Genomic DNA, 18,051 nt, shown 5'->3' with positions numbered 1-18,051 from the left:
GAAATTAATTGATCTGACACAGGTTCAGGCGAAATAGTTCGCGTTCCTGGGCAATTGAACATTGCCTCAACCCGTTGCGGTGGGTAAATACATTTTTCATACAAAGAATAAGGTTATTTGGGCCAGCAGGGGAACCGTGATGAATCATTTTATTATGGCTAATAGCCAGTTATGCATTGGATGTCGAGCCTGCGAAGTGGCGTGCGTCATGGCGCATCATAATGAACAGCATGCCCTCAGCGCGCGCCATTTTACCCCCCGTATCACCGTGGTGAAAGAGGGCAATAAGCACAGCGCTGTTACCTGCCACCACTGTGAAAACGCCCCCTGTCTACAAAGCTGCCCGAATGGCGCCATCAGTCGGATGCGCGACAGCGTGCAGGTTGATGAGCAGAAGTGTATCGGCTGTAAAGCCTGCGTGGTGGCTTGCCCGTTTGGCACTATGGAGGTGGTCACCGGGGCGCAGTCGGCCACCGCGCAGAAGTGCGATCTCTGCCTGGATCGCCCCGAGGGGCCAGCCTGCGTGGCGAACTGCCCGGCGGATGCCTTATCAAGGGTCACGCCCGATACCCTGAATCAGCTGACCCGTACGCGGCAGGTGCGCACGGCGCGCCATGAGGCGCAGCCGTGGCAGACCGGGGCGGCGGTGACTCCCCGGACGATCGGCAAGCGCGAGCGGATGTATGCCCTGGCCGCGCGCGGCGAGCCGGATAAACTCTCCCCCGAGGCGCGGGCAGGTAATTTCGACGAAATCTATCTGCCGTTCCGTCCGGCGCAGGCGCAGCGTGAAGCCGACCGCTGCCTGACCTGCGGGGAACATTCGGTATGCGAATGGACCTGCCCGCTGCACAACCACATTCCCCAGTGGATTGAGTGCGTCAAGGCCGGGGATATCGACGCTGCGGTGGAGTTATCTCATCAGACCAACTGCCTGCCGGAGATAACCGGCCGGGTCTGTCCCCAGGATAAACTGTGCGAAGGGGCCTGCACGGTGCGCGACGTTGCCGGGTCGGTGACCATCGGCAACATCGAACGCTATATCTCCGACCAGGCGCTGGCCAAAGGCTGGCGGCCCGATCTGAGCCAGGTCACGCCCGTCAATAAGCAGGTCGCCATCATCGGGGCCGGGCCCGCCGGGCTGGCCTGCGCCGATGCGTTAATCCGCCGCGGCGTTAGCGTCACGGTCTTTGACCGCCACCCGGAGATCGGCGGCCTGCTTACCTTCGGCATTCCGGCCTTTAAGCTGGATAAATCGCTGCTGGCCCGCCGTCGGGAGATCTTCACGGCGATGGGCATCCGCTTCGAGCTGAACTGCGAGGTGGGTAAAGATCTCCCGCTGGCGCAGCTGCTTAGCGAATACGATGCTCTGTTTGTTGGCGTGGGCACTTACCGTTCGATGAAGGCGGGTATTCCCCATGAGGATGCGCCCGGGGTCTACGATGCCCTGCCGTTCCTGGTGGGCAACACCCGGCAGCTGATGGGGCTGGCCCCGTCGGTAGAGGAGCCCTTTGTCGATACCGCCGGGCTGAACGTGGTGGTGCTGGGCGGCGGCGATACGGCGATGGACTGCGTGCGCACCGCGCTGCGTCACGGGGCCGCCAGCGTCACCTGCGCCTACCGCCGGGATGAAGCCAACATGCCGGGCTCGAAAAAAGAGGTCAAAAACGCCCGGGAAGAGGGGGCCGCCTTTGAGTTTAACGTGCAGCCGGTGGAGCTGACCCTCGACGAGACCGGGCGAGTTAACGGCATTCGCTTCCTGCGCACCCGGCTGGGCGAGCCTGATGCCCAGGGCCGCCGCCGTCCGGTGCCTGTCGAGGGTAGCGAGTTTGTCATGCCTGCCGATGCGGTGATCATGGCCTTTGGCTTCAACCCGCATGCCATGCCCTGGCTACAGGCGCAGGGGGTCGAGGTGGATGACTGGGGGCGGATCGCCGCCAGCGTCGAGACGCGCTACCGCTATCAGACCAGCAACCCGCAGATCTTTGCCGGTGGCGACGCGGTGCGCGGCGCCGATCTGGTGGTCACGGCAATGGCGGAAGGGCGGCATGCCGCCCAGGGCATCGCCGACTGGCTTGGGGTCGAGGCACCCGCCCCGCATTAACCTGACGGACGACAACGCGGGCTTCTCAGCGTAGTATGACCAGCATGACGCGTAACGGAGCCCGTATAAACTTGAAAATTGAACTGATTAAAGACAAGTGCCTCTCGGATAACTATTTCATTCTGCGCAACCTGACCTACGATCTGACGCGGCGTAACGGCGAAGTGGTGCGCCACAAACGTGAAGTCTACGATCGGGGTAACGGCGCTACTGTCCTGCTCTACAACACTGAGAAGCAGAGCGTGGTGCTGATCCGCCAGTTCCGCATCGCCACCTGGGTGAACGGCAATCCCGACGGGCGACTGATCGAAACCTGCGCCGGGCTGCTGGATAACGATGAGCCGGAAGTCTGCATTCGCAAAGAGGCGATCGAAGAGACCGGTTTTGTCGTCGGTAACGCGCGCAAGGTGTTTGAGCTGTACATGTCCCCCGGCGGCGTGACGGAAATCGTCCATTTCTTCGTGGCGGAATACAGTGACGCCCAGCGCGCAGGCAAGGGCGGCGGGATAGAGGACGAAGAGATCGAGGTCCTGGAGCTGCCCTTCAGCGAGGCGTTATTGATGGTTCAATCGGGTGAAATACGGGACGGCAAAACGGTGATACTCTTACAGTATTTGCGCAGCTCCGGGTTAATGGATTGATATTATTATTCTTAATAAGATGTATTTCATATAAATCTATCCGATAAATCTGATTGAGTAACCCCGGCCTGAGCAGGAAGATACGGTCTGTTTGTCTGTCTTTGCTTCCGGGATCCTGCTATTCATGCGTCACAGCCTTTTTCTTATCTTTATGCTCAGCGTGCTGCCCGCGGCTCTGGTTCAGGCGGCACCTGCACAGCAGTCGTTTACTGACTGGCAGGTGACCTGCAACAACCAGAACTTTTGTATCGCGCGCAATACCGGTGAGCATAACGGGCTGGTGATGACGCTGAGCCGCAGCGCCGGGGCAAAAACCGATGCGGTGCTGCGCATCGATCTCGGCGGGCTGGCCACGCCCGACCCTAAACAGCCCGCTATCGCGCCCCGCCTGCTGCTTGACGGCGAGCCGCTGCAGCTTGCTCCACCGCACTGGCAGGTGACTCCCTGGCGTCTGACCACCGATCATGCCGCCACTATTACTGCTCTGTTGACCACGCTTCAGCAGAAAAAGGCCATCACCCTGGCGGATGGCAAGCAGGTCATCTCCCTGGATGGGCTGAAAGAGGCCCTGCAGTTTATCGATGCCCAGCAAAAGCGTGGCGGGAGTGAAACCGCGTGGATCAACAAAGGCGCGCAACCGCCGCTGAGCGTACCGCCCGCGCCGGCGCTGAAAGAGGTTGCCGTAGTCAACCCGACCCCCACGCCGTTAACCCGCGAAGAGCGCAGCGATCTGACCGACTATGGCACCTGGCGCATTAACAACAGCCAGTGCTCACTCGACCCGGCGCGTCGTGAAGTGCGGGTCACCGCCTTAACCGATGACAAAGCGCTGCTGATGATCAGCTGTGAGGCCGGGGCCTATAACACCGTCGATCTGGCCTGGCTGGTGTCGCGTAAGAAGCCGTTTGCCTCCCATGCGGTGCGCCTGCGCTTGCCGTTTGTGCCGTCGAGCGACAGCAGCGAGATGGAGTTGATGAACGCCAGCTTCGATGAGAAGAGCCGCGAGCTGACCACCCTCGCGCTGGGACGCGGCATTGCCGATTGCGGGATCCAGACGCGCTGGCGCTTTACCGGACAGCGTTTCCGTCTGGTGCGTTATGCGGAAGAGCCGAGCTGCGATAACTGGCATGGACCCGATTCCTGGCCCACGTTGTGGATCACAAGATAAAAGCAAAACGGTAACCATAAGGTTACCGTTTTTTGGTTTTGTAGGCCCGTGCAAGCGTAGCGCCGCCGGGCAAGGCACTTACAGTAAGGCCTGCGCCTTCTCTACCACGTTCTCAACCGTAAAGCCGAAGAACGGGAACAGCTTGTCGGCAGGCGCTGATTCACCATAGCCGGTCATCCCGACAATCTTCCCTTTCAGCCCGACATACTTGTACCAGTAGTCCGCAATACCCGCTTCGACCGCCACGCGCGCCGTAACGTCCGACGGCAGCACCGACTCGCGGTACGCCTCATCCTGAGCATCAAAGATATCCGTTGAAGGCAGGGACACCACCCGCACCGCGTGGCCTTCCGCGGTCAGCTTCTCCGCCGCCTTGACGGTGATCTCCATCTCCGATCCGGTGGCAATCAGAATAATATCCGGCTTGCCGCCGCTGTCTTTCAGGATGTATCCCCCGCGGGCAATATTTTTTACCTGGTCCGGGGTACGCTCGATCTGCGCCAGGTTCTGACGGGAGAGGATCAACGCCGTCGGGCCGTTGTGGCGCTCTATCGCCAGCTTCCAGCCCACCGCGGCTTCAACCTGATCGCACGGACGCCAGGTGCTAAAGTTCGGCGTCAGACGCAGGCTGGCCAGCTGCTCCACCGCCTGGTGGGTCGGGCCATCTTCCCCCAGCCCGATGGAGTCGTGGGTATAGACCATGATCTGCCGGGCCTTCATCAGCGCCGCCATACGCGCGGCGTTACGCGCATACTCCACGAACATCAGGAAGGTGGCGGTATAGGGCACAAATCCGCCGTGATGGGCGATGCCGTTGGCAATGGCGGTCATGCCGAACTCGCGCACCCCGTAGTGGATGTAGTTCCCGGCGATATCTTCTTTAAGCGAGGTTGAGCCCGACCATATGGTCAGGTTGCTCGGGGCCAGATCCGCCGAGCCGCCCAGCAGCTCCGGCAGGATCGGACCAATGGCGTTGAGGGTATTCTGCGAGGCCTTACGGGTGGCGATCTTCGCCGGGTTGGCCTGCAGGTTTTCGATCAGCGCCTGGGTGGTCTCTTCCCAGTTCTCGGGAAGCCCGCCGCTCATACGACGGCTGAACTCGGCCGCCAGCTCCGGGTGCGCTTTCTGGTAGGCAGCAAATTTGTCGTTCCAGGCCGCCTGCGCTTTTTCGCCCTCTTCGCGGGCATCCCAGGCTTTGTAGATCTCTTTCGGGATCTCAAAGGCCGGGTATTTCCAGCCCAGCTTCTGGCGGGTCAGGGCCACTTCCTCTTCGCCCAGCGCCGCGCCGTGCGACTCCTCTTTACCGGCTTTGTTCGGGGAACCAAATCCGATGACCGTGCGACAGATAATCAGCGACGGTTTATCGGTCACGCTTTGCGCTTCCTGGATGGCCGCCTTCAGCGCCTCAGGATCGTGACCGTCAATCTCATGCACCACATGCCAGTGGTAGGCTTCAAAGCGTTTTGCCGTGTCGTCAGTGAACCAGCCCTCGGTCTCGCCGTCGATGGAGATACCGTTGTGATCGTAGAAACCAATCAGCTTGCCCAGCCCCAGCGTGCCCGCCAGGGAGCAGACCTCGTGGGAGATCCCCTCCATCAGACAGCCGTCGCCCATAAACACATAAGTATTGTGATCGACAATCTCATGTCCCGGCTGGTTAAACTGCGCCGCCAGCGTGCGCTCGGCAATCGCCAGCCCGACCGCATTCGCCAGCCCCTGACCCAGCGGGCCGGTAGTGGTCTCCACCCCAGGGGTGTAACCCAGCTCCGGGTGACCCGGGGTTTTCGAGTGCAGCTGGCGGAAGTTTTTCAGCTCCTCAAGTGGCAGGTTATAGCCGGAGAGGTGCAGCAGGCTGTAGAGCAGCATCGACGCGTGACCGTTAGAGAGAATAAAGCGGTCGCGGTCGTACCACGTCGGATCGTTGGGGTTGTGCTTCAGGAAATCATTCCACAACACTTCTGCGATATCGGCCATACCCATTGGTGCGCCTGGATGACCGGAATTGGCTTTTTGCACGGCATCCATGCTGAGGGCGCGAATGGCATTGGCTAACTCTTTACGGGACATAGTTCACTCCATGGCAAGGTTACAGTTTGGCGGCGAGCAGATCTTCGAGTTTGCGTTGGTCGACCGCGAAAAGACGGATCCCTTCTGACAGCTTATCGACCGCCATGGCGTCCTGATTATGCTCCCAGCGGAATTCGGCTTCGGTCATTGGTTTTGGTTTTGGCAACACCGTTGAAGAAGGCACCAGGCGACGGACCACCTCTTCCTCTTTCTCCTGTAACTCCTGCAGCAGGTTAGGGGAGATGGTCAGGCGGTCGCAGCCGGTAAGGGCAAGGATCTGCTCGGTGCGGCGGAAGCTGGCGCCCATTACGATGGTTTCGTAGCGGTGCTGCTTATAGTAGTCGTAGATATTGCGAACGGATTTTACGCCCGGATCTTCCTCTACCACGTAGGGGTCCATCGGCTGGCGGGCCTGATACCAGTCGTAAATACGCCCGACGAACGGTGACACCAGGAACACCCCGGCTTCGGCGCAGGCGCGTGCCTGAGCAAAGGAGAACAGCAGCGTCAGGTTGCAGTTAATTCCCTCTTTCTCCAGCACTTCGGCGGCGCGGATCCCCTCCCAGGTGGAGGCCAGCTTGATCAGAATGCGCGATTTTTCGACATCCTGCTCCTCGTAGAGCTTCACCAGATGGCGCGCTTTGGCGATGCTTTTTTCCTGGTCAAAGGAGAGGCGTGCGTCCACTTCGGTAGAGACCCGTCCCGGAATGCTTTTCAGAATTTCGCTACCAATATTGACCGCCAGCTTATCGCTGGCCTCAGCGACCTGTTGCTCTTTGGTTTTCCCCCGTCCTTTACCGTACGCAATGGCGTCGTCAATCAGGTGCGAGAAGTGCGAGAGCCCGGCGGCTTTCAGCAGCAGCGATGGGTTGGTGGTCGCATCCTGTGGCTGGTAGTGGCGGATGGATTCGATATCACCGCTGTCAGCAACGACCGTGGTGAATTGTTTGATGCCGTCTAGTTGGTTCATAAGTAATGACTCCTTGAAAATAAAAGAGTTGGTGGAGTGTGTTAGATCACACTTCTGTGAAATTCGCGATGTACTTAACAAAAAAGCATAGCAGACGGACATGGTCTTGCTTTGATGGGCAGGTAACATGATTGTTATAAATTGATAACAATTTTTGTTTTTTGATGGTGAGAGTTTGGCAGCCTTCAAAGTTTGAGCGGCGGGCAGCAGCGATACTATCCGCCATCCAGGGTGAACTCAGACCATAACAACATCACCCATTTTGAACGATACGTGAAAGGAACCTTACAATGGACGAGCAGTTAAGACAGAGTGCCCTCGATTTTCATGAATTCCCCGTACCTGGCAAAATTCAGGTCTCTCCGACCAAACCCCTCGCCACCCAGCGCGACCTGGCGTTAGCCTATTCGCCGGGCGTGGCCGCGCCCTGCCTCGAAATCGAAAAAGATCCGCTGGCGGCCTACAAATACACCGCCCGCGGCAATCTGGTGGCGGTGATCTCCAACGGCACTGCGGTGCTGGGGCTGGGCAATATCGGGGCGCTGGCCGGTAAACCGGTAATGGAAGGCAAGGGCGTGCTGTTCAAGAAATTCGCCGGTATCGACGTGTTTGATATTGAAGTGGATGAGCTGGACCCGGACAAATTCATCAACGTGGTGGCCGCGCTGGAGCCGACCTTTGGCGGCATCAACCTCGAAGACATTAAAGCGCCGGAATGTTTTTATATCGAGCAGAAGCTGCGCGAGCGAATGAACATTCCCGTGTTCCACGATGACCAGCACGGAACGGCGATCATCAGCACCGCCGCTATTCTGAACGGCCTGCGGGTGGTGGAGAAGAACCTTTCTGACGTGCGGATGGTGGTCTCCGGCGCGGGCGCGGCAGCCATCGCCTGTATGAACCTGCTGGTGGCGCTGGGGATGCAAAAGCACAACATCGTGGTCTGCGACTCCAAAGGGGTGATTTATAAAGGCCGCGAAGCCAATATGGCGGAGACCAAAGCTGCCTACGCCGTGGACGACGACGGCAAGCGCAGCCTGGCGGATGTGATGGACGGCGCGGATATCTTCCTCGGCTGTTCGGGCCCGAAAGTGCTGAACGAAGAGATGGTGATGAAGATGGCGCGCGCGCCGCTGATCCTCGCCCTGGCGAACCCGGAGCCTGAGATCCTGCCGCCGCTGGCAAAAGCGGTCCGCCCGGATGCGATCATCTGTACCGGCCGTTCCGATTACCCGAACCAGGTGAACAACGTCCTCTGCTTCCCGTTCATTTTCCGCGGAGCGCTGGACGTCGGCGCGACAGCCATTAACGAAGAGATGAAGCTGGCGGCGGTTCACGCCATTGCCGAGCTGGCCCATGCGGAGCAGAGCGAAGTGGTGGCTTCCGCCTATGGCGATCAGGATCTGAGCTTCGGCCCGGACTACATTATTCCGAAACCGTTCGATCCGCGTCTGATTGTCAAAATCGCCCCGGCGGTCGCCAAAGCGGCGATGGACTCCGGCGTGGCGACGCGGCCTATCACCGACTTCGATGCCTATGTCGATAAGCTGACCGAGTTTGTCTATAAAACCAACCTGTTCATGAAGCCGATCTTCTCCCAGGCGCGCACGGACGCCAAACGTGTGGTGATGGCAGAAGGGGAGGAGGCGCGCGTCCTGCACGCCACTCAGGAGCTGGTGAGCCTGGGGCTGGCGAAGCCGATCCTGATTGGTCGTCCGAGCGTGATCGAGATGCGTATCCAGAAGCTGGGGCTGCAAATTAAGCCGGGCGTGGACTTCGAGATCGTCAACAATGAGTCCGATCCGCGCTTTAAGGAGTACTGGAACGAATACTACGCCATCATGAAGCGCCGGGGGATCACCCAGGAGCAGGCCCAGCGGGCGGTGATCGGCAACACCACGGTGATCGGGGCGATCATGGTTCACCGCGGTGAAGCCGACGCGCTAATCTGCGGCACCATTGGAGACTATCACGAGCACTTCAGCGTGGTGCAGGAGATCTTCGGCTATCGCGAGGGGGTACATACCGCCGGGGCGATGAATGCCCTGCTGCTGCCAAGCGGCAACACCTTTATTGCCGATACCTACGTCAACGATGATCCTACCCCGGAGCAGCTGGCGGAGATCACGGTGATGGCAGCGGAAACGGTGCGTCGCTTCGGTATCGAACCGAAGGTGGCGCTACTGTCGCACTCCAACTTTGGCTCCTCCAAATCGGCGGCCGCGTGCAAAATGCGCCAGACCCTGGAGCTGGTGCGCGCGCGCGCGCCGGAGCTGATGATCGACGGAGAGATGCACGGCGACGCCGCGCTGGTGGAGAGCATTCGTAACGAGCGGATGCCGGACAGCCCGCTGAAAGGCTCTGCCAACGTGCTGATCATGCCGAACGTCGAAGCGGCGCGTATCAGCTATAACCTGCTGCGCGTCTCCAGTTCGGAAGGGGTGACCGTTGGGCCGGTACTGATGGGCGTGGCGAAACCGGTGCATGTGTTAACCCCGATTGCGTCCGTGCGTCGTATTGTGAACATGGTGGCGCTGGCGGTGGTAGAAGCGCAGACGCAGCCGCTGTAATGGGGATGTGTCGGGTGGCGCTTTCGCTTACCCGACCTACAGGTTTTGTAGGCCGGGCAAGTGAATGCGCCGCCCGGCAATCAAATCCAGTTCCGAACCTTAATAAACTCCTTCAGGGCAGCCTCGCGGCTGCCTTCTTTCGGATCAAAGTTATACTCCCAGCGCACCAGCGGCGGCATCGACATCAGAATCGACTCCGTGCGCCCGCCGGTCTGCAGGCCGAACAGCGTGCCGCGGTCCCATACCAGATTGAACTCCACGTAACGCCCCCGACGATAGAGCTGGAACTCGCGCTCGCGCACGCCGTAATCGTGGCTTTTACGCCGCTCGACAATGGGTAAATAAGCGTCGGTATAGCCGTTGCCCACCGCCTGCATAAAGCTAAAGGCGGTATCAAAATCCGGGGTGTTCAGATCGTCAAAGAACAGCCCGCCAATGCCGCGCTGCTCGTCACGGTGCTTCAGATAAAAGTACTCATCGCACCATTTCTTGTATTTCGGGTAGACGTCCTCACCAAAGGACTGGCACAGGTCATGCGCGGTCTGGTGCCAGTGGATTGCGTCTTCCTCAAACCCGTAGAAAGGCGTTAAGTCGAAGCCGCCGCCAAACCACCACACCGGATCGGCACCCGGTTTTTCGGCGATAAAAAAGCGCACGTTGGCATGGCTGGTGGGCACGTAGGGGTTATGCGGATGCACCACCAGCGAGACCCCCATCGCTTCGAAGCTGCGGCCCGCCAGCTCCGGGCGGTGCGCGGTGGCCGAAGCGGGCATGGCATCGCCGTGAACGTGGGAAAAGTTAACCCCGGCCTGCTCGAACACGCCGCCGTTACGCAGCACGCGGCTGCGCCCGCCGCCGCCGGCTTCGCGCTGCCACTCATCCTGCTGAAATTCACCGCCGTCGACGGCGCTCAGTTTCTGGCAAATTTCATCCTGCAACTGCAGCAGAAAGGTTTTGACCAGCTGTGCATTGGGTTTCATTAACGTTTCCTGGAGTGCGCTTTCTGGTTATCGAACCAGCTGAAGTAACTGATGATCCCGGAGGCGATGGCGTTGGCGATCTTCTGGCGAAACGCCCTGGTGCCCAGCAATCGCTCTTCTTCCGGGTTGGTGATAAAGGAGGTTTCCACCAGCACAGAGGGAATCGACGGGGATTTCAGCACCACAAACGCCGCCTGCTCGGTACCCTTGCTGTGCAGACGGTGCACCGGCTTAATCTTCTTCAGAATATGCGAGCCGAGGGTCAGGCTATTCTTGATGGTGTCGGTTTGCACCAGGTCAAACAGCACCTGCTGGAGCAGATGATCTTTGTCGGTGGTCTTCTTTCCGGCCACTTCATCCGCACGGTTTTCACGGTCGGAGAGGTATTTTGCCATGGCGCTACTGGCGCCACGATTGGAAAGGGCAAATACCGAAGCACCCGCCGCCGAGGGGTTAGTAAAGCCGTCAGCGTGGATCGACATAAACAGATCGGCGCCGTGCTGGTGGGCAATCTCCACCCGGTCGTACAGCGGAATAAAGGTGTCGCCGGAGCGGGTCAGGCGGGCGTCAATGCCGTTGCTGCGTAAAATCGCCCGGACGTTTTTTGCAATCGCCAGCACGACATGTTTTTCTTTAGAGCCGTTACGGCCTATGGCGCCGGTATCGATGCCGCCATGGCCCGGATCGAGCATCACCAGACGCTTCGCACCGGGCTTTTTAGTTTTCGGCTTGCTGTGTCCGTTACTGGTTTTAAGGGTGCTTTCGTCTTTTGCCTGAGCCTGCTTTGCAATGCCCGTTAACGTTAAGGCCGCCAGCCCCGCTTTGAGAACCTGACGACGCGATGTGAGTGCTTTTAATGGTTTGAATGTGCTCATGCGGCCTGAATTGTAAAAATTGGGGTCCTGGTGTTATATCGTATCGTCTTTTCCGTTACGACAGTCCATGTGGCGAATTGTTTTACTTTTCATTTCAATACGTGACAAAGTGCCATTATGCCAAATTTCCTGACCTTTTTCGCTGGATATTGGCGAAAGAGGGCGTTCGCGTCATAATCACTGTTTTTAAACCCAAAAAGGCGGTTAATACCATGGAGATACGCGTTTTTCGCCAGGCAGACTTCGAAGAGGTGATCACCCTTTGGGAGCGCTGCGATCTACTGCGACCGTGGAACGATCCGGAGATGGACATCGAGCGCAAGCTCAACCATGACGTCAGTCTGTTTCTGGTCGCGGAAGTGAATGGCGAAGTAGTGGGCACGGTGATGGGCGGCTACGACGGGCATCGTGGTTCGGCGTACTACCTGGGTGTTCACCCGGAGTTTCGCGGGCGTGGCATTGCCAACGCGCTGCTCAATCGTCTGGAAAAGAAACTGATCGCCCGGGGCTGTCCGAAGATTCAGATCATGGTGCGTGAAGATAATGACGTGGTGCTGGGTATGTACGAGCGTCTCAACTATGAACATGCCGACGTGCTGACGCTGGGCAAACGCCTGATAGAAGATGAAGAGTATTGATTTTCACCCCGGGGACTATGACAGCCACGGTCGGGTTCGCCTGCCGTTTCTGTTCTGGTGCGTGCTGCTGCTTCAGGCGCGCACCTGGGTATTGTTTGTGCTGGCCGGGGCCTCCCGCGATCAGGGCAATACCCTGCTGAACCTGTTTTATCCGGACCACGATAACTTCTGGCTCGGGCTGCTGCCGGGGATCCCGGCGGTGCTGGCCTTTTTACTGAGCGGGCGGCGCCATCTCGTGCCGCGCCTGTGGCGCGCGCTGCGCTGGCTGTTGATCCTCGCCCAGGGCGTGCTGCTGGGCTGGCAACCCCTGCTGTGGCTCAACGGTGAGGCCGTGAGTGGGCCGGGCATTGCGCTGCTGGTAGCCGATATCGTGGCGCTGCTGTGGATGCTGACCCATCCCCGCCTCCGCGCCTGTTTTACGCCTGAAAAAGATTAAACGGCACTTTTTAGCGATGCTGCACTCCAACAAGCGTCAAATTAACCAGAAAGGATCTCCCGATGAAATCGCTGCGTTTACTGTTATGCGCGCTCCCCGTTGTCCTGACGGGCTGTTCAACGCTCTCCGCCATGAACTGGTCTGCGGCCTACCCCTGGAACTGGTTCGGTTCATCCACGGAAGTGACCGAGCAGGGCGTGGGGAATCTCACTGCCGCTACGGCGCTGGAACAGAGCGCCATCGAATCGGCGTTAGGCGGCGATTACCGTCTGCGCAGCGGCATGAAAACGCAGAACGGTACCATCGTGCACTACTTTGAAGCGATGAAAGATGACCAGCTGGCGCTGGTGATTAACGGTGATAAATCCACTGTCGGGCGCATTGAGGTGCTGGACAGCGAGATCGAAACCGACAATGGCGTGAAGATCGGGACCCCGTTCAGCGACCTGTATCAGAAAGCCTACGGCAACTGCGTCAGCGTGGCGGGTGATGACAGCGTGACGGTGGAGTGTAAGGCCGACGGCAGCCAGCATATCAGCTACCAGTTCAGCGGAACCTGGAGCGGCCCGGAGGGGTTGATGCCGTCTGACGACACGCTGAAGAACTGGAAAATCAGCAAAATTATCTGGCAGCAGTAAATTGCGCCTGGACAAGCCGCCTCGCTGAAAAAGCGGGTATAATCGCCGCCAACAATGCCACGACGTCGTGGCATCTTTTTTTCAGGAGGAGCGATGTCTCAGGTTCAGAGTGGCATTTTGCCAGAACATTGCCGCGCGGCGATTTGGATCGAAGCCAATGTCAAAGGGGATATTGATGCCCTGCGTGCGGCCAGCAAAGTTTTTATCGATAAACTGGCCACCTTCCAGGTCAAATTCCCGGATGCCCACTGCGGCGCGGTGGTGGCGTTCGGCCACAACGTCTGGCGTCAGCTGAGCGGTGGGGAAGGGGCCGAAGAGCTGAAAGACTTTGTCCCTTACGGCAAAGGTCTGGCCCCGGCCACCCAGTATGACGTGCTGATCCATATTCTCTCCCTGCGTCACGATGTGAACTTCTCCATTGCCCAGGCCGCGATGGCCGCCTTTGGCGATTGCGTCGAAGTGAAAGAAGAGATCCACGGTTTCCGCTGGGTGGAAGAGCGCGATCTGAGCGGCTTCGTTGACGGCACCGAAAACCCGGCAGGGGATGAGGTCCGTCGTGACGTGGCGGTCATCAAAGAGGGCGTGGACGCGGGCGGCAGCTACGTGTTCGTCCAGCGCTGGGAGCACAACCTCAAACAGCTTAACCGTATGAGCGTACACGATCAGGAGATGATGATTGGCCGCACCAAAGAGGCCAACGAGGAGATCGACGGCGATGACCGTCCGGCGACCTCGCACCTGAGCCGTGTGGATCTGAAAGAAGACGGCAAAGGGCTGAAGATTGTGCGCCAGAGCCTGCCGTACGGCACCGCCAGCGGTACGCACGGTCTCTACTTCTGCGCCTACTGTGCGCGTCTGTATAACATCGAACAGCAGCTGCTGAGCATGTTCGGGGATACCGACGGCAAGCGTGACGCCATGCTGGGCTTCACTAAGCCGGTCACCGGCGGCTACTACTTTGCGCCGTCCGTTGAGCGTCTGCTTGCACTGTAATTCCCTCAGCCTGACCCTCTCCCCACAGGGGAGAGGGGAGTAATGCCTTATTCCCTTTTCTGCTTCTAAATCACCAAACGGTATATAAAACCGTTACTCCTTTAGTACTCGTTATAAATATGATGACCCTAAGAAAATCATCACAACTCTTAGGGTGCGCAATGGCCGTTACTGTACTGAAAAAAGGATCTCTGGTGCTGGCAGCTTCAGTGTTGCTGGTCGCTCAGGCGCAGGCAACCGAGCTGCTGAACAGCTCTTACGACGTCTCCCGCGAGCTGTTTGCCGCCCTGAACCCGCCGTTTGAACAGCAGTGGGCGAAGGATAATAACGGCGACAAGCTGACCATCAAACAGTCTCACGCCGGTTCGTCCAAACAGGCGCTGGCGATCCTGCAGGGGCTGAAAGCGGATGTGGTGACCTACAACCAGATTACCGACGTGCAGATCCTGCACGACAAAGGCAAGCTGCTCCCGGCCGACTGGCAGAGCCGTCTGCCCAATAACAGCTCGCCGTTCTACTCCACCATGGGCTTCCTGGTGCGTAAGGGAAACCCGAAGAACATTCATGACTGGAACGACCTCGTGCGTTCTGACGTGAAGCTGATTTTCCCGAACCCCAAAACCTCCGGCAACGCCCGCTATACCTATCTGGCCGCCTGGGGGGCTGCGGATAAAGCTGACGGTGATGATAAAGCCAAAACCGAGCAGTTCATGACCCAGTTCCTGAAAAACGTCGAAGTGTTTGATACCGGCGGACGCGGCGCGACCACCACCTTCGCCGAGCGCGGTCTGGGCGATGTGCTGATCAGCTTTGAATCGGAAGTGAACAACATTCGCAAACAGTATGAAGCGCAGGGCTTCGAAGTGGTTATCCCAAAAACCAACGTGCTGGCGGAGTTCCCGGTCGCCTGGGTGGATAAAAACGTGCAGGCAAACGGCACTGAGAAGGCGGCAAAAGCCTATCTCAACTATCTCTACAGCCCGCAGGCGCAGACCGTGATCACCGATTACTACTATCGCGTGAATAACCCGGACGTGATGAACAAGCTGAAAGATAAGTTCCCGCAGACCGAGCTGTTCCGCGTGGAAGACCATTTTGGCTCCTGGCCTGAGGTGATGAAAACGCACTTCGCCAGCGGCGGTGAGTTGGACAAATTGTTGGCGGCGGGGCGTAAGTAATGTTTGCAGTTTCCTCCAGACGTGTGCTGCCGGGCTTTACCTTAAGCCTCGGGACCAGCCTGCTGTTCGTCTGTCTGATTTTGTTGTTACCGCTCAGTGCGCTGGTGGTCCAGCTCTCTGAGATGAGCTGGTCCCAGTACTGGGAGGTGATCAGCAACCCGCAGGTGGTGGCGGCCTATAAGGTGACGCTGCTGTCGGCGTTTGTCGCCTCCATCTTCAACGGCGTGTTCGGCTTGCTGATGGCGTGGATCTTAACCCGCTACCGCTTCCCGGGCCGCACGCTGCTGGATGCGCTGATGGATCTGCCGTTTGCGCTGCCTACCGCCGTGGCCGGTTTAACCCTGGCCTCGCTGTTCTCGGTGAACGGGCTTTACGGCGAGTGGCTGGCGAAGTTTGATATCAAAGTGACCTATACCTGGCTTGGCATTGCGGTGGCGATGGCCTTTACCAGCATCCCGTTTGTGGTGCGTACCGTGCAGCCGGTGCTGGAGGAGTTGGGTCCGGAATACGAAGAGGCGGCAGAAACCCTCGGCGCGACGCGCTGGCAGAGCTTCTGCAAAGTGGTCATGCCGGAGCTATCTCCCGCGCTGCTGGCGGGCGTAGCGCTGTCGTTTACCCGCAGCCTCGGTGAATTTGGCGCGGTAATTTTTATCGCCGGTAATATCGCGTGGAAAACGGAAGTCACCTCGTTGATGATTTTTATCCGGTTGCAGGAGTTTGATTACCCGGCGGCAAGCGCGATTGCCTCGGTGATCCTGGCGGCCTCGCTGCTGCTGCTGTTCTCAATTAACACTCTGCAAAGTCGCTTTGGTCGACGCGTGGTAGGTCACTGATGGCGGAAGTTACTGAATTGAAGCGCTACGACGCGCCCCGTATTAACTGGGGGAAATGGTTCCTGATAGGGACGGGCGTGCTGGTGTCCGCCTTTATTCTCGTTGTGCCTATGGTGTACATCTTTGTCCAGGCGTTCAGCAAAGGGATCATGCCCGCGCTGCAAAATCTGGCCGATCCGGACATGCTGCATGCCATCTGGCTGACGGTAATGATTGCCCTGATTACCGTGCCGGTGAACCTGGTTTTCGGCGTTTTGCTGGCCTGGCTGGTGACGCGCTTTAACTTCCCGGGCCGCCAGCTGCTGCTGACCCTGCTGGATATTCCGTTTGCGGTGTCGCCGGTGGTGGCCGGTCTGGTCTATCTGCTGTTCTACGGCTCCAACGGCCCGCTGGGCGGCTGGCTGGATGAACATAACTTACAGATCATGTTCGCCTGGCCGGGCATGGTGCTGGTGACGGTGTTTGTGACCTGTCCGTTTGTGGTGCGCGAGCTGGTGCCGGTGATGCTTAGCCAGGGCAGCCATGAAGACGAAGCGGCGGTACTGCTGGGCGCATCCGGCTGGCAGATGTTCCGTCGCGTGACGCTGCCCAACATCCGCTGGGCGCTGCTGTATGGCGTGGTGCTGACCAACGCCCGCGCGATTGGTGAGTTTGGCGCGGTGTCGGTGGTTTCCGGCTCGATCCGCGGCGAAACCCTGTCGCTGCCGTTACAAATTGAATTGCTGGAGCAGGACTATAACACCGTCGGTTCCTTTACCGCCGCAGCCCTGCTGACGCTGATGGCTATTTTGACCCTGTTTTTAAAGAGTATGGTGCAGTGGCGTTTAGAGAATCAGGCCAAACGCCAGCATCAGGAGGGAAATCATGAGCATTGAGATTGCCAATATTAAGAAGTCCTTTGGTCGCACCCAGGTGCTGAACGATATCTCGCTGGATATCCCTTCCGGACAAATGGTGGCGCTGTTGGGGCCGTCTGGCTCCGGTAAAACCACGCTACTGCGTATTATTGCCGGTCTGGAGCATCAGACCAGCGGGCATATTCGCTTCCACGGTACCGACGTCAGCCGCCTGCATGCGCGCGATCGTAAGGTGGGCTTCGTGTTCCAGCATTACGCCCTGTTCCGCCATATGACGGTGTTCGACAACATCGCCTTCGGGCTGACGGTACTGCCGCGTCGTGAACGTCCGAACGCCGCCACCATCAAAGCGAAAGTGACCAAACTGTTGGAGATGGTGCAGTTGGCACACCTGGCGGACCGTTATCCGGCCCAGCTCTCCGGTGGACAGAAACAGCGCGTGGCGCTGGCCCGTGCCCTAGCGGTTGAGCCGCAGATCCTGCTGCTGGATGAACCCTTCGGCGCGCTGGATGCGCAGGTGCGTAAAGAGCTGCGTCGCTGGCTGCGTCAGCTGCATGAAGAGCTGAAATTCACCAGCGTCTTCGTCACCCACGATCAGGAAGAAGCGATGGAAGTGGCCGACCGGGTAGTGGTGATGAGCCAGGGGAATATCGAGCAGGTTGATGAGCCAGAGCACCTCTGGCGCGAACCGGCTACCCGCTTTGTGCTGGAGTTTATGGGCGAAGTGAACCGTCTGCACGGCCATATTCGCGGCGGTCAGTTCCACGTTGGCGCCCATCGCTGGCCGCTGGGTTACACGCCTGGCTATCAGGGGCCGGTGGATCTCTTCCTGCGCCCGTGGGAAGTGGACGTCAGCCGTCGCACCAGTCTGGATTCCCCGCTGCCGGTACAGGTGCTGGAAGCCAGTCCAAAAGGCCACTACACCCAGCTGGTCGTGCAGCCGCTGGGCTGGTACAACGAACCGTTGACGGTGGTCATGCGCGACGAGGAGCCGCCATACCGCGGCGAACGTTTGTTTGTCGGGCTGCAACATGCGCGCATTTATCACGATAAGGATCGTATCGAGACGCGTGGAGATCTTGCTCTGGCGGAATCTGCCTGATAGG

At 58.7% G+C, this 18,051-nt stretch carries 16 protein-coding genes; 12 read left to right on the top strand and 4 right to left on the bottom strand.

Features of this window, described 5'->3' with window-relative positions; translation table 11 throughout:
* The first annotated feature begins 139 nt into the window (after positions 1–139).
* The 3 genes from aegA to GNG27_RS16780 all read left to right on the top strand — a co-directional run bounded on the left by aegA (position 140) and on the right by GNG27_RS16780 (position 3,910).
* Entirely contained in the window at positions 140–2,101 is a 1,962-nt protein-coding gene (aegA, locus tag GNG27_RS16790; RefSeq protein WP_156264323.1) for a formate-dependent uric acid utilization protein AegA, read from the top strand.
* A 65-nt stretch (positions 2,102–2,166) separates the two neighbouring features.
* Positions 2,167–2,742, top strand: coding sequence for a GDP-mannose pyrophosphatase NudK (gene nudK, locus GNG27_RS16785; protein ID WP_142490011.1), 576 nt, complete (start codon positions 2,167–2,169; stop codon positions 2,740–2,742).
* A 124-nt stretch (positions 2,743–2,866) separates the two neighbouring features.
* A complete protein-coding gene (locus GNG27_RS16780) occupies positions 2,867–3,910 on the top strand; it encodes a DUF1176 domain-containing protein (protein ID WP_156264322.1) in 1,044 nt (347 codons plus the stop codon).
* Positions 3,911–3,988: 78 nt separating this feature from the next.
* Here the strand turns inward: GNG27_RS16780 and tkt are convergent, their stop codons facing one another.
* The gene (tkt, locus tag GNG27_RS16775; protein ID WP_142486652.1) at positions 3,989–5,977 is read right to left on the bottom strand and encodes a transketolase; all 1,989 of its coding nucleotides are present in this window, start codon (positions 5,975–5,977) and stop codon (positions 3,989–3,991) included.
* A gap of 19 nt (positions 5,978–5,996) precedes the next feature.
* Positions 5,997–6,947, bottom strand: a complete 951-nt coding sequence (gene tal, locus GNG27_RS16770; RefSeq protein ID WP_156264321.1) for a transaldolase — start codon at positions 6,945–6,947, stop codon at positions 5,997–5,999.
* Between the two features lie 290 nt (positions 6,948–7,237).
* Between tal and maeB the strand changes: the two genes are divergently transcribed.
* Positions 7,238–9,517: an NADP-dependent oxaloacetate-decarboxylating malate dehydrogenase gene (maeB, locus tag GNG27_RS16765; RefSeq protein WP_142486650.1), complete on the top strand. Its 2,280-nt coding sequence runs from the start codon at positions 7,238–7,240 to the stop codon at positions 9,515–9,517.
* Between the two features lie 80 nt (positions 9,518–9,597).
* Here maeB and hemF read toward each other — a convergent pair whose 3' ends face one another.
* Positions 9,598–10,497: an oxygen-dependent coproporphyrinogen oxidase gene (hemF, locus tag GNG27_RS16760; protein ID WP_156264320.1), complete on the bottom strand. Its 900-nt coding sequence runs from the start codon at positions 10,495–10,497 to the stop codon at positions 9,598–9,600.
* Entirely contained in the window at positions 10,497–11,372 is an 876-nt protein-coding gene (gene amiA, locus GNG27_RS16755) for an N-acetylmuramoyl-L-alanine amidase AmiA (RefSeq protein WP_156264319.1), read from the bottom strand. Before amiA ends, hemF begins: the two co-directional genes overlap by 1 nt.
* A gap of 212 nt (positions 11,373–11,584) precedes the next feature.
* Here amiA and GNG27_RS16750 point away from each other — a divergent pair, with 212 nt between their 5' ends.
* The 8 genes from GNG27_RS16750 (at position 11,585) to cysA (ending at position 18,047) form a co-directional block, all read left to right on the top strand.
* Positions 11,585–12,010 (top strand): GNAT family acetyltransferase, encoded by a 426-nt coding sequence (locus tag GNG27_RS16750; protein WP_142486647.1) that lies wholly within the window; start codon positions 11,585–11,587, stop codon positions 12,008–12,010.
* Positions 11,997–12,446 carry a DUF2919 domain-containing protein gene (locus GNG27_RS16745; RefSeq protein ID WP_156264318.1) on the top strand — a complete coding sequence of 150 codons (450 nt, stop codon included), beginning with the start codon at positions 11,997–11,999 and terminating at the stop codon, positions 12,444–12,446. The genes GNG27_RS16750 and GNG27_RS16745 overlap by 14 nt, the downstream gene beginning before the upstream one ends.
* A gap of 62 nt (positions 12,447–12,508) precedes the next feature.
* The gene (locus tag GNG27_RS16740) at positions 12,509–13,084 is read left to right on the top strand and encodes an RpoE-regulated lipoprotein (RefSeq protein ID WP_156264317.1); all 576 of its coding nucleotides are present in this window, start codon (positions 12,509–12,511) and stop codon (positions 13,082–13,084) included.
* Between the two features lie 93 nt (positions 13,085–13,177).
* Entirely contained in the window at positions 13,178–14,077 is a 900-nt protein-coding gene (locus tag GNG27_RS16735; RefSeq protein ID WP_156264316.1) for a Dyp-type peroxidase, read from the top strand.
* Between the two features lie 161 nt (positions 14,078–14,238).
* On the top strand, positions 14,239–15,255 hold the full coding sequence (locus GNG27_RS16730; RefSeq protein ID WP_142486643.1) for a sulfate ABC transporter substrate-binding protein: 1,017 nt from the start codon (positions 14,239–14,241) through the stop codon (positions 15,253–15,255).
* Complete coding sequence (gene cysT, locus GNG27_RS16725) at positions 15,255–16,088, top strand: sulfate/thiosulfate ABC transporter permease CysT (protein ID WP_142486642.1); 834 nt, start codon at positions 15,255–15,257, stop codon at positions 16,086–16,088. The genes GNG27_RS16730 and cysT overlap by 1 nt, the downstream gene beginning before the upstream one ends.
* Entirely contained in the window at positions 16,088–16,963 is an 876-nt protein-coding gene (gene cysW, locus GNG27_RS16720; protein WP_142486641.1) for a sulfate/thiosulfate ABC transporter permease CysW, read from the top strand. Before cysT ends, cysW begins: the two co-directional genes overlap by 1 nt.
* On the top strand, positions 16,953–18,047 hold the full coding sequence (cysA, locus tag GNG27_RS16715; RefSeq protein WP_142486640.1) for a sulfate/thiosulfate ABC transporter ATP-binding protein CysA: 1,095 nt from the start codon (positions 16,953–16,955) through the stop codon (positions 18,045–18,047). Before cysW ends, cysA begins: the two co-directional genes overlap by 11 nt.
* Positions 18,048–18,051: the final 4 nt, after the last annotated feature.

This window comes from Leclercia sp. 119287 (assembly GCF_009734485.1).
Classification (GTDB): Bacteria; Pseudomonadota; Gammaproteobacteria; order Enterobacterales; family Enterobacteriaceae; genus Enterobacter; species Enterobacter adecarboxylatus_C.
Note: the sequence above shows the minus strand (reverse complement) of the source record. Positions and strands in the feature narration are given on the sequence as shown.

Coding starts and splice junctions, on each gene's coding strand:
- aegA (WP_156264323.1), top strand. CDS start 140: ATGAATCATTTTATTATGGCTAATAGCCAGTTATGCATTGGATGTCGA.
- GNG27_RS16780 (WP_156264322.1), top strand. CDS start 2,867: ATGCGTCACAGCCTTTTTCTTATCTTTATGCTCAGCGTGCTGCCCGCG.
- tkt (WP_142486652.1), bottom strand. CDS start 5,977: ATGTCCCGTAAAGAGTTAGCCAATGCCATTCGCGCCCTCAGCATGGAT.
- tal (WP_156264321.1), bottom strand. CDS start 6,947: ATGAACCAACTAGACGGCATCAAACAATTCACCACGGTCGTTGCTGAC.
- maeB (WP_142486650.1), top strand. CDS start 7,238: ATGGACGAGCAGTTAAGACAGAGTGCCCTCGATTTTCATGAATTCCCC.
- hemF (WP_156264320.1), bottom strand. CDS start 10,497: ATGAAACCCAATGCACAGCTGGTCAAAACCTTTCTGCTGCAGTTGCAG.
- amiA (WP_156264319.1), bottom strand. CDS start 11,372: ATGAGCACATTCAAACCATTAAAAGCACTCACATCGCGTCGTCAGGTT.
- GNG27_RS16750 (WP_142486647.1), top strand. CDS start 11,585: ATGGAGATACGCGTTTTTCGCCAGGCAGACTTCGAAGAGGTGATCACC.
- GNG27_RS16745 (WP_156264318.1), top strand. CDS start 11,997: ATGAAGAGTATTGATTTTCACCCCGGGGACTATGACAGCCACGGTCGG.
- GNG27_RS16740 (WP_156264317.1), top strand. CDS start 12,509: ATGAAATCGCTGCGTTTACTGTTATGCGCGCTCCCCGTTGTCCTGACG.
- GNG27_RS16735 (WP_156264316.1), top strand. CDS start 13,178: ATGTCTCAGGTTCAGAGTGGCATTTTGCCAGAACATTGCCGCGCGGCG.
- GNG27_RS16730 (WP_142486643.1), top strand. CDS start 14,239: ATGGCCGTTACTGTACTGAAAAAAGGATCTCTGGTGCTGGCAGCTTCA.
- cysT (WP_142486642.1), top strand. CDS start 15,255: ATGTTTGCAGTTTCCTCCAGACGTGTGCTGCCGGGCTTTACCTTAAGC.
- cysW (WP_142486641.1), top strand. CDS start 16,088: ATGGCGGAAGTTACTGAATTGAAGCGCTACGACGCGCCCCGTATTAAC.
- cysA (WP_142486640.1), top strand. CDS start 16,953: ATGAGCATTGAGATTGCCAATATTAAGAAGTCCTTTGGTCGCACCCAG.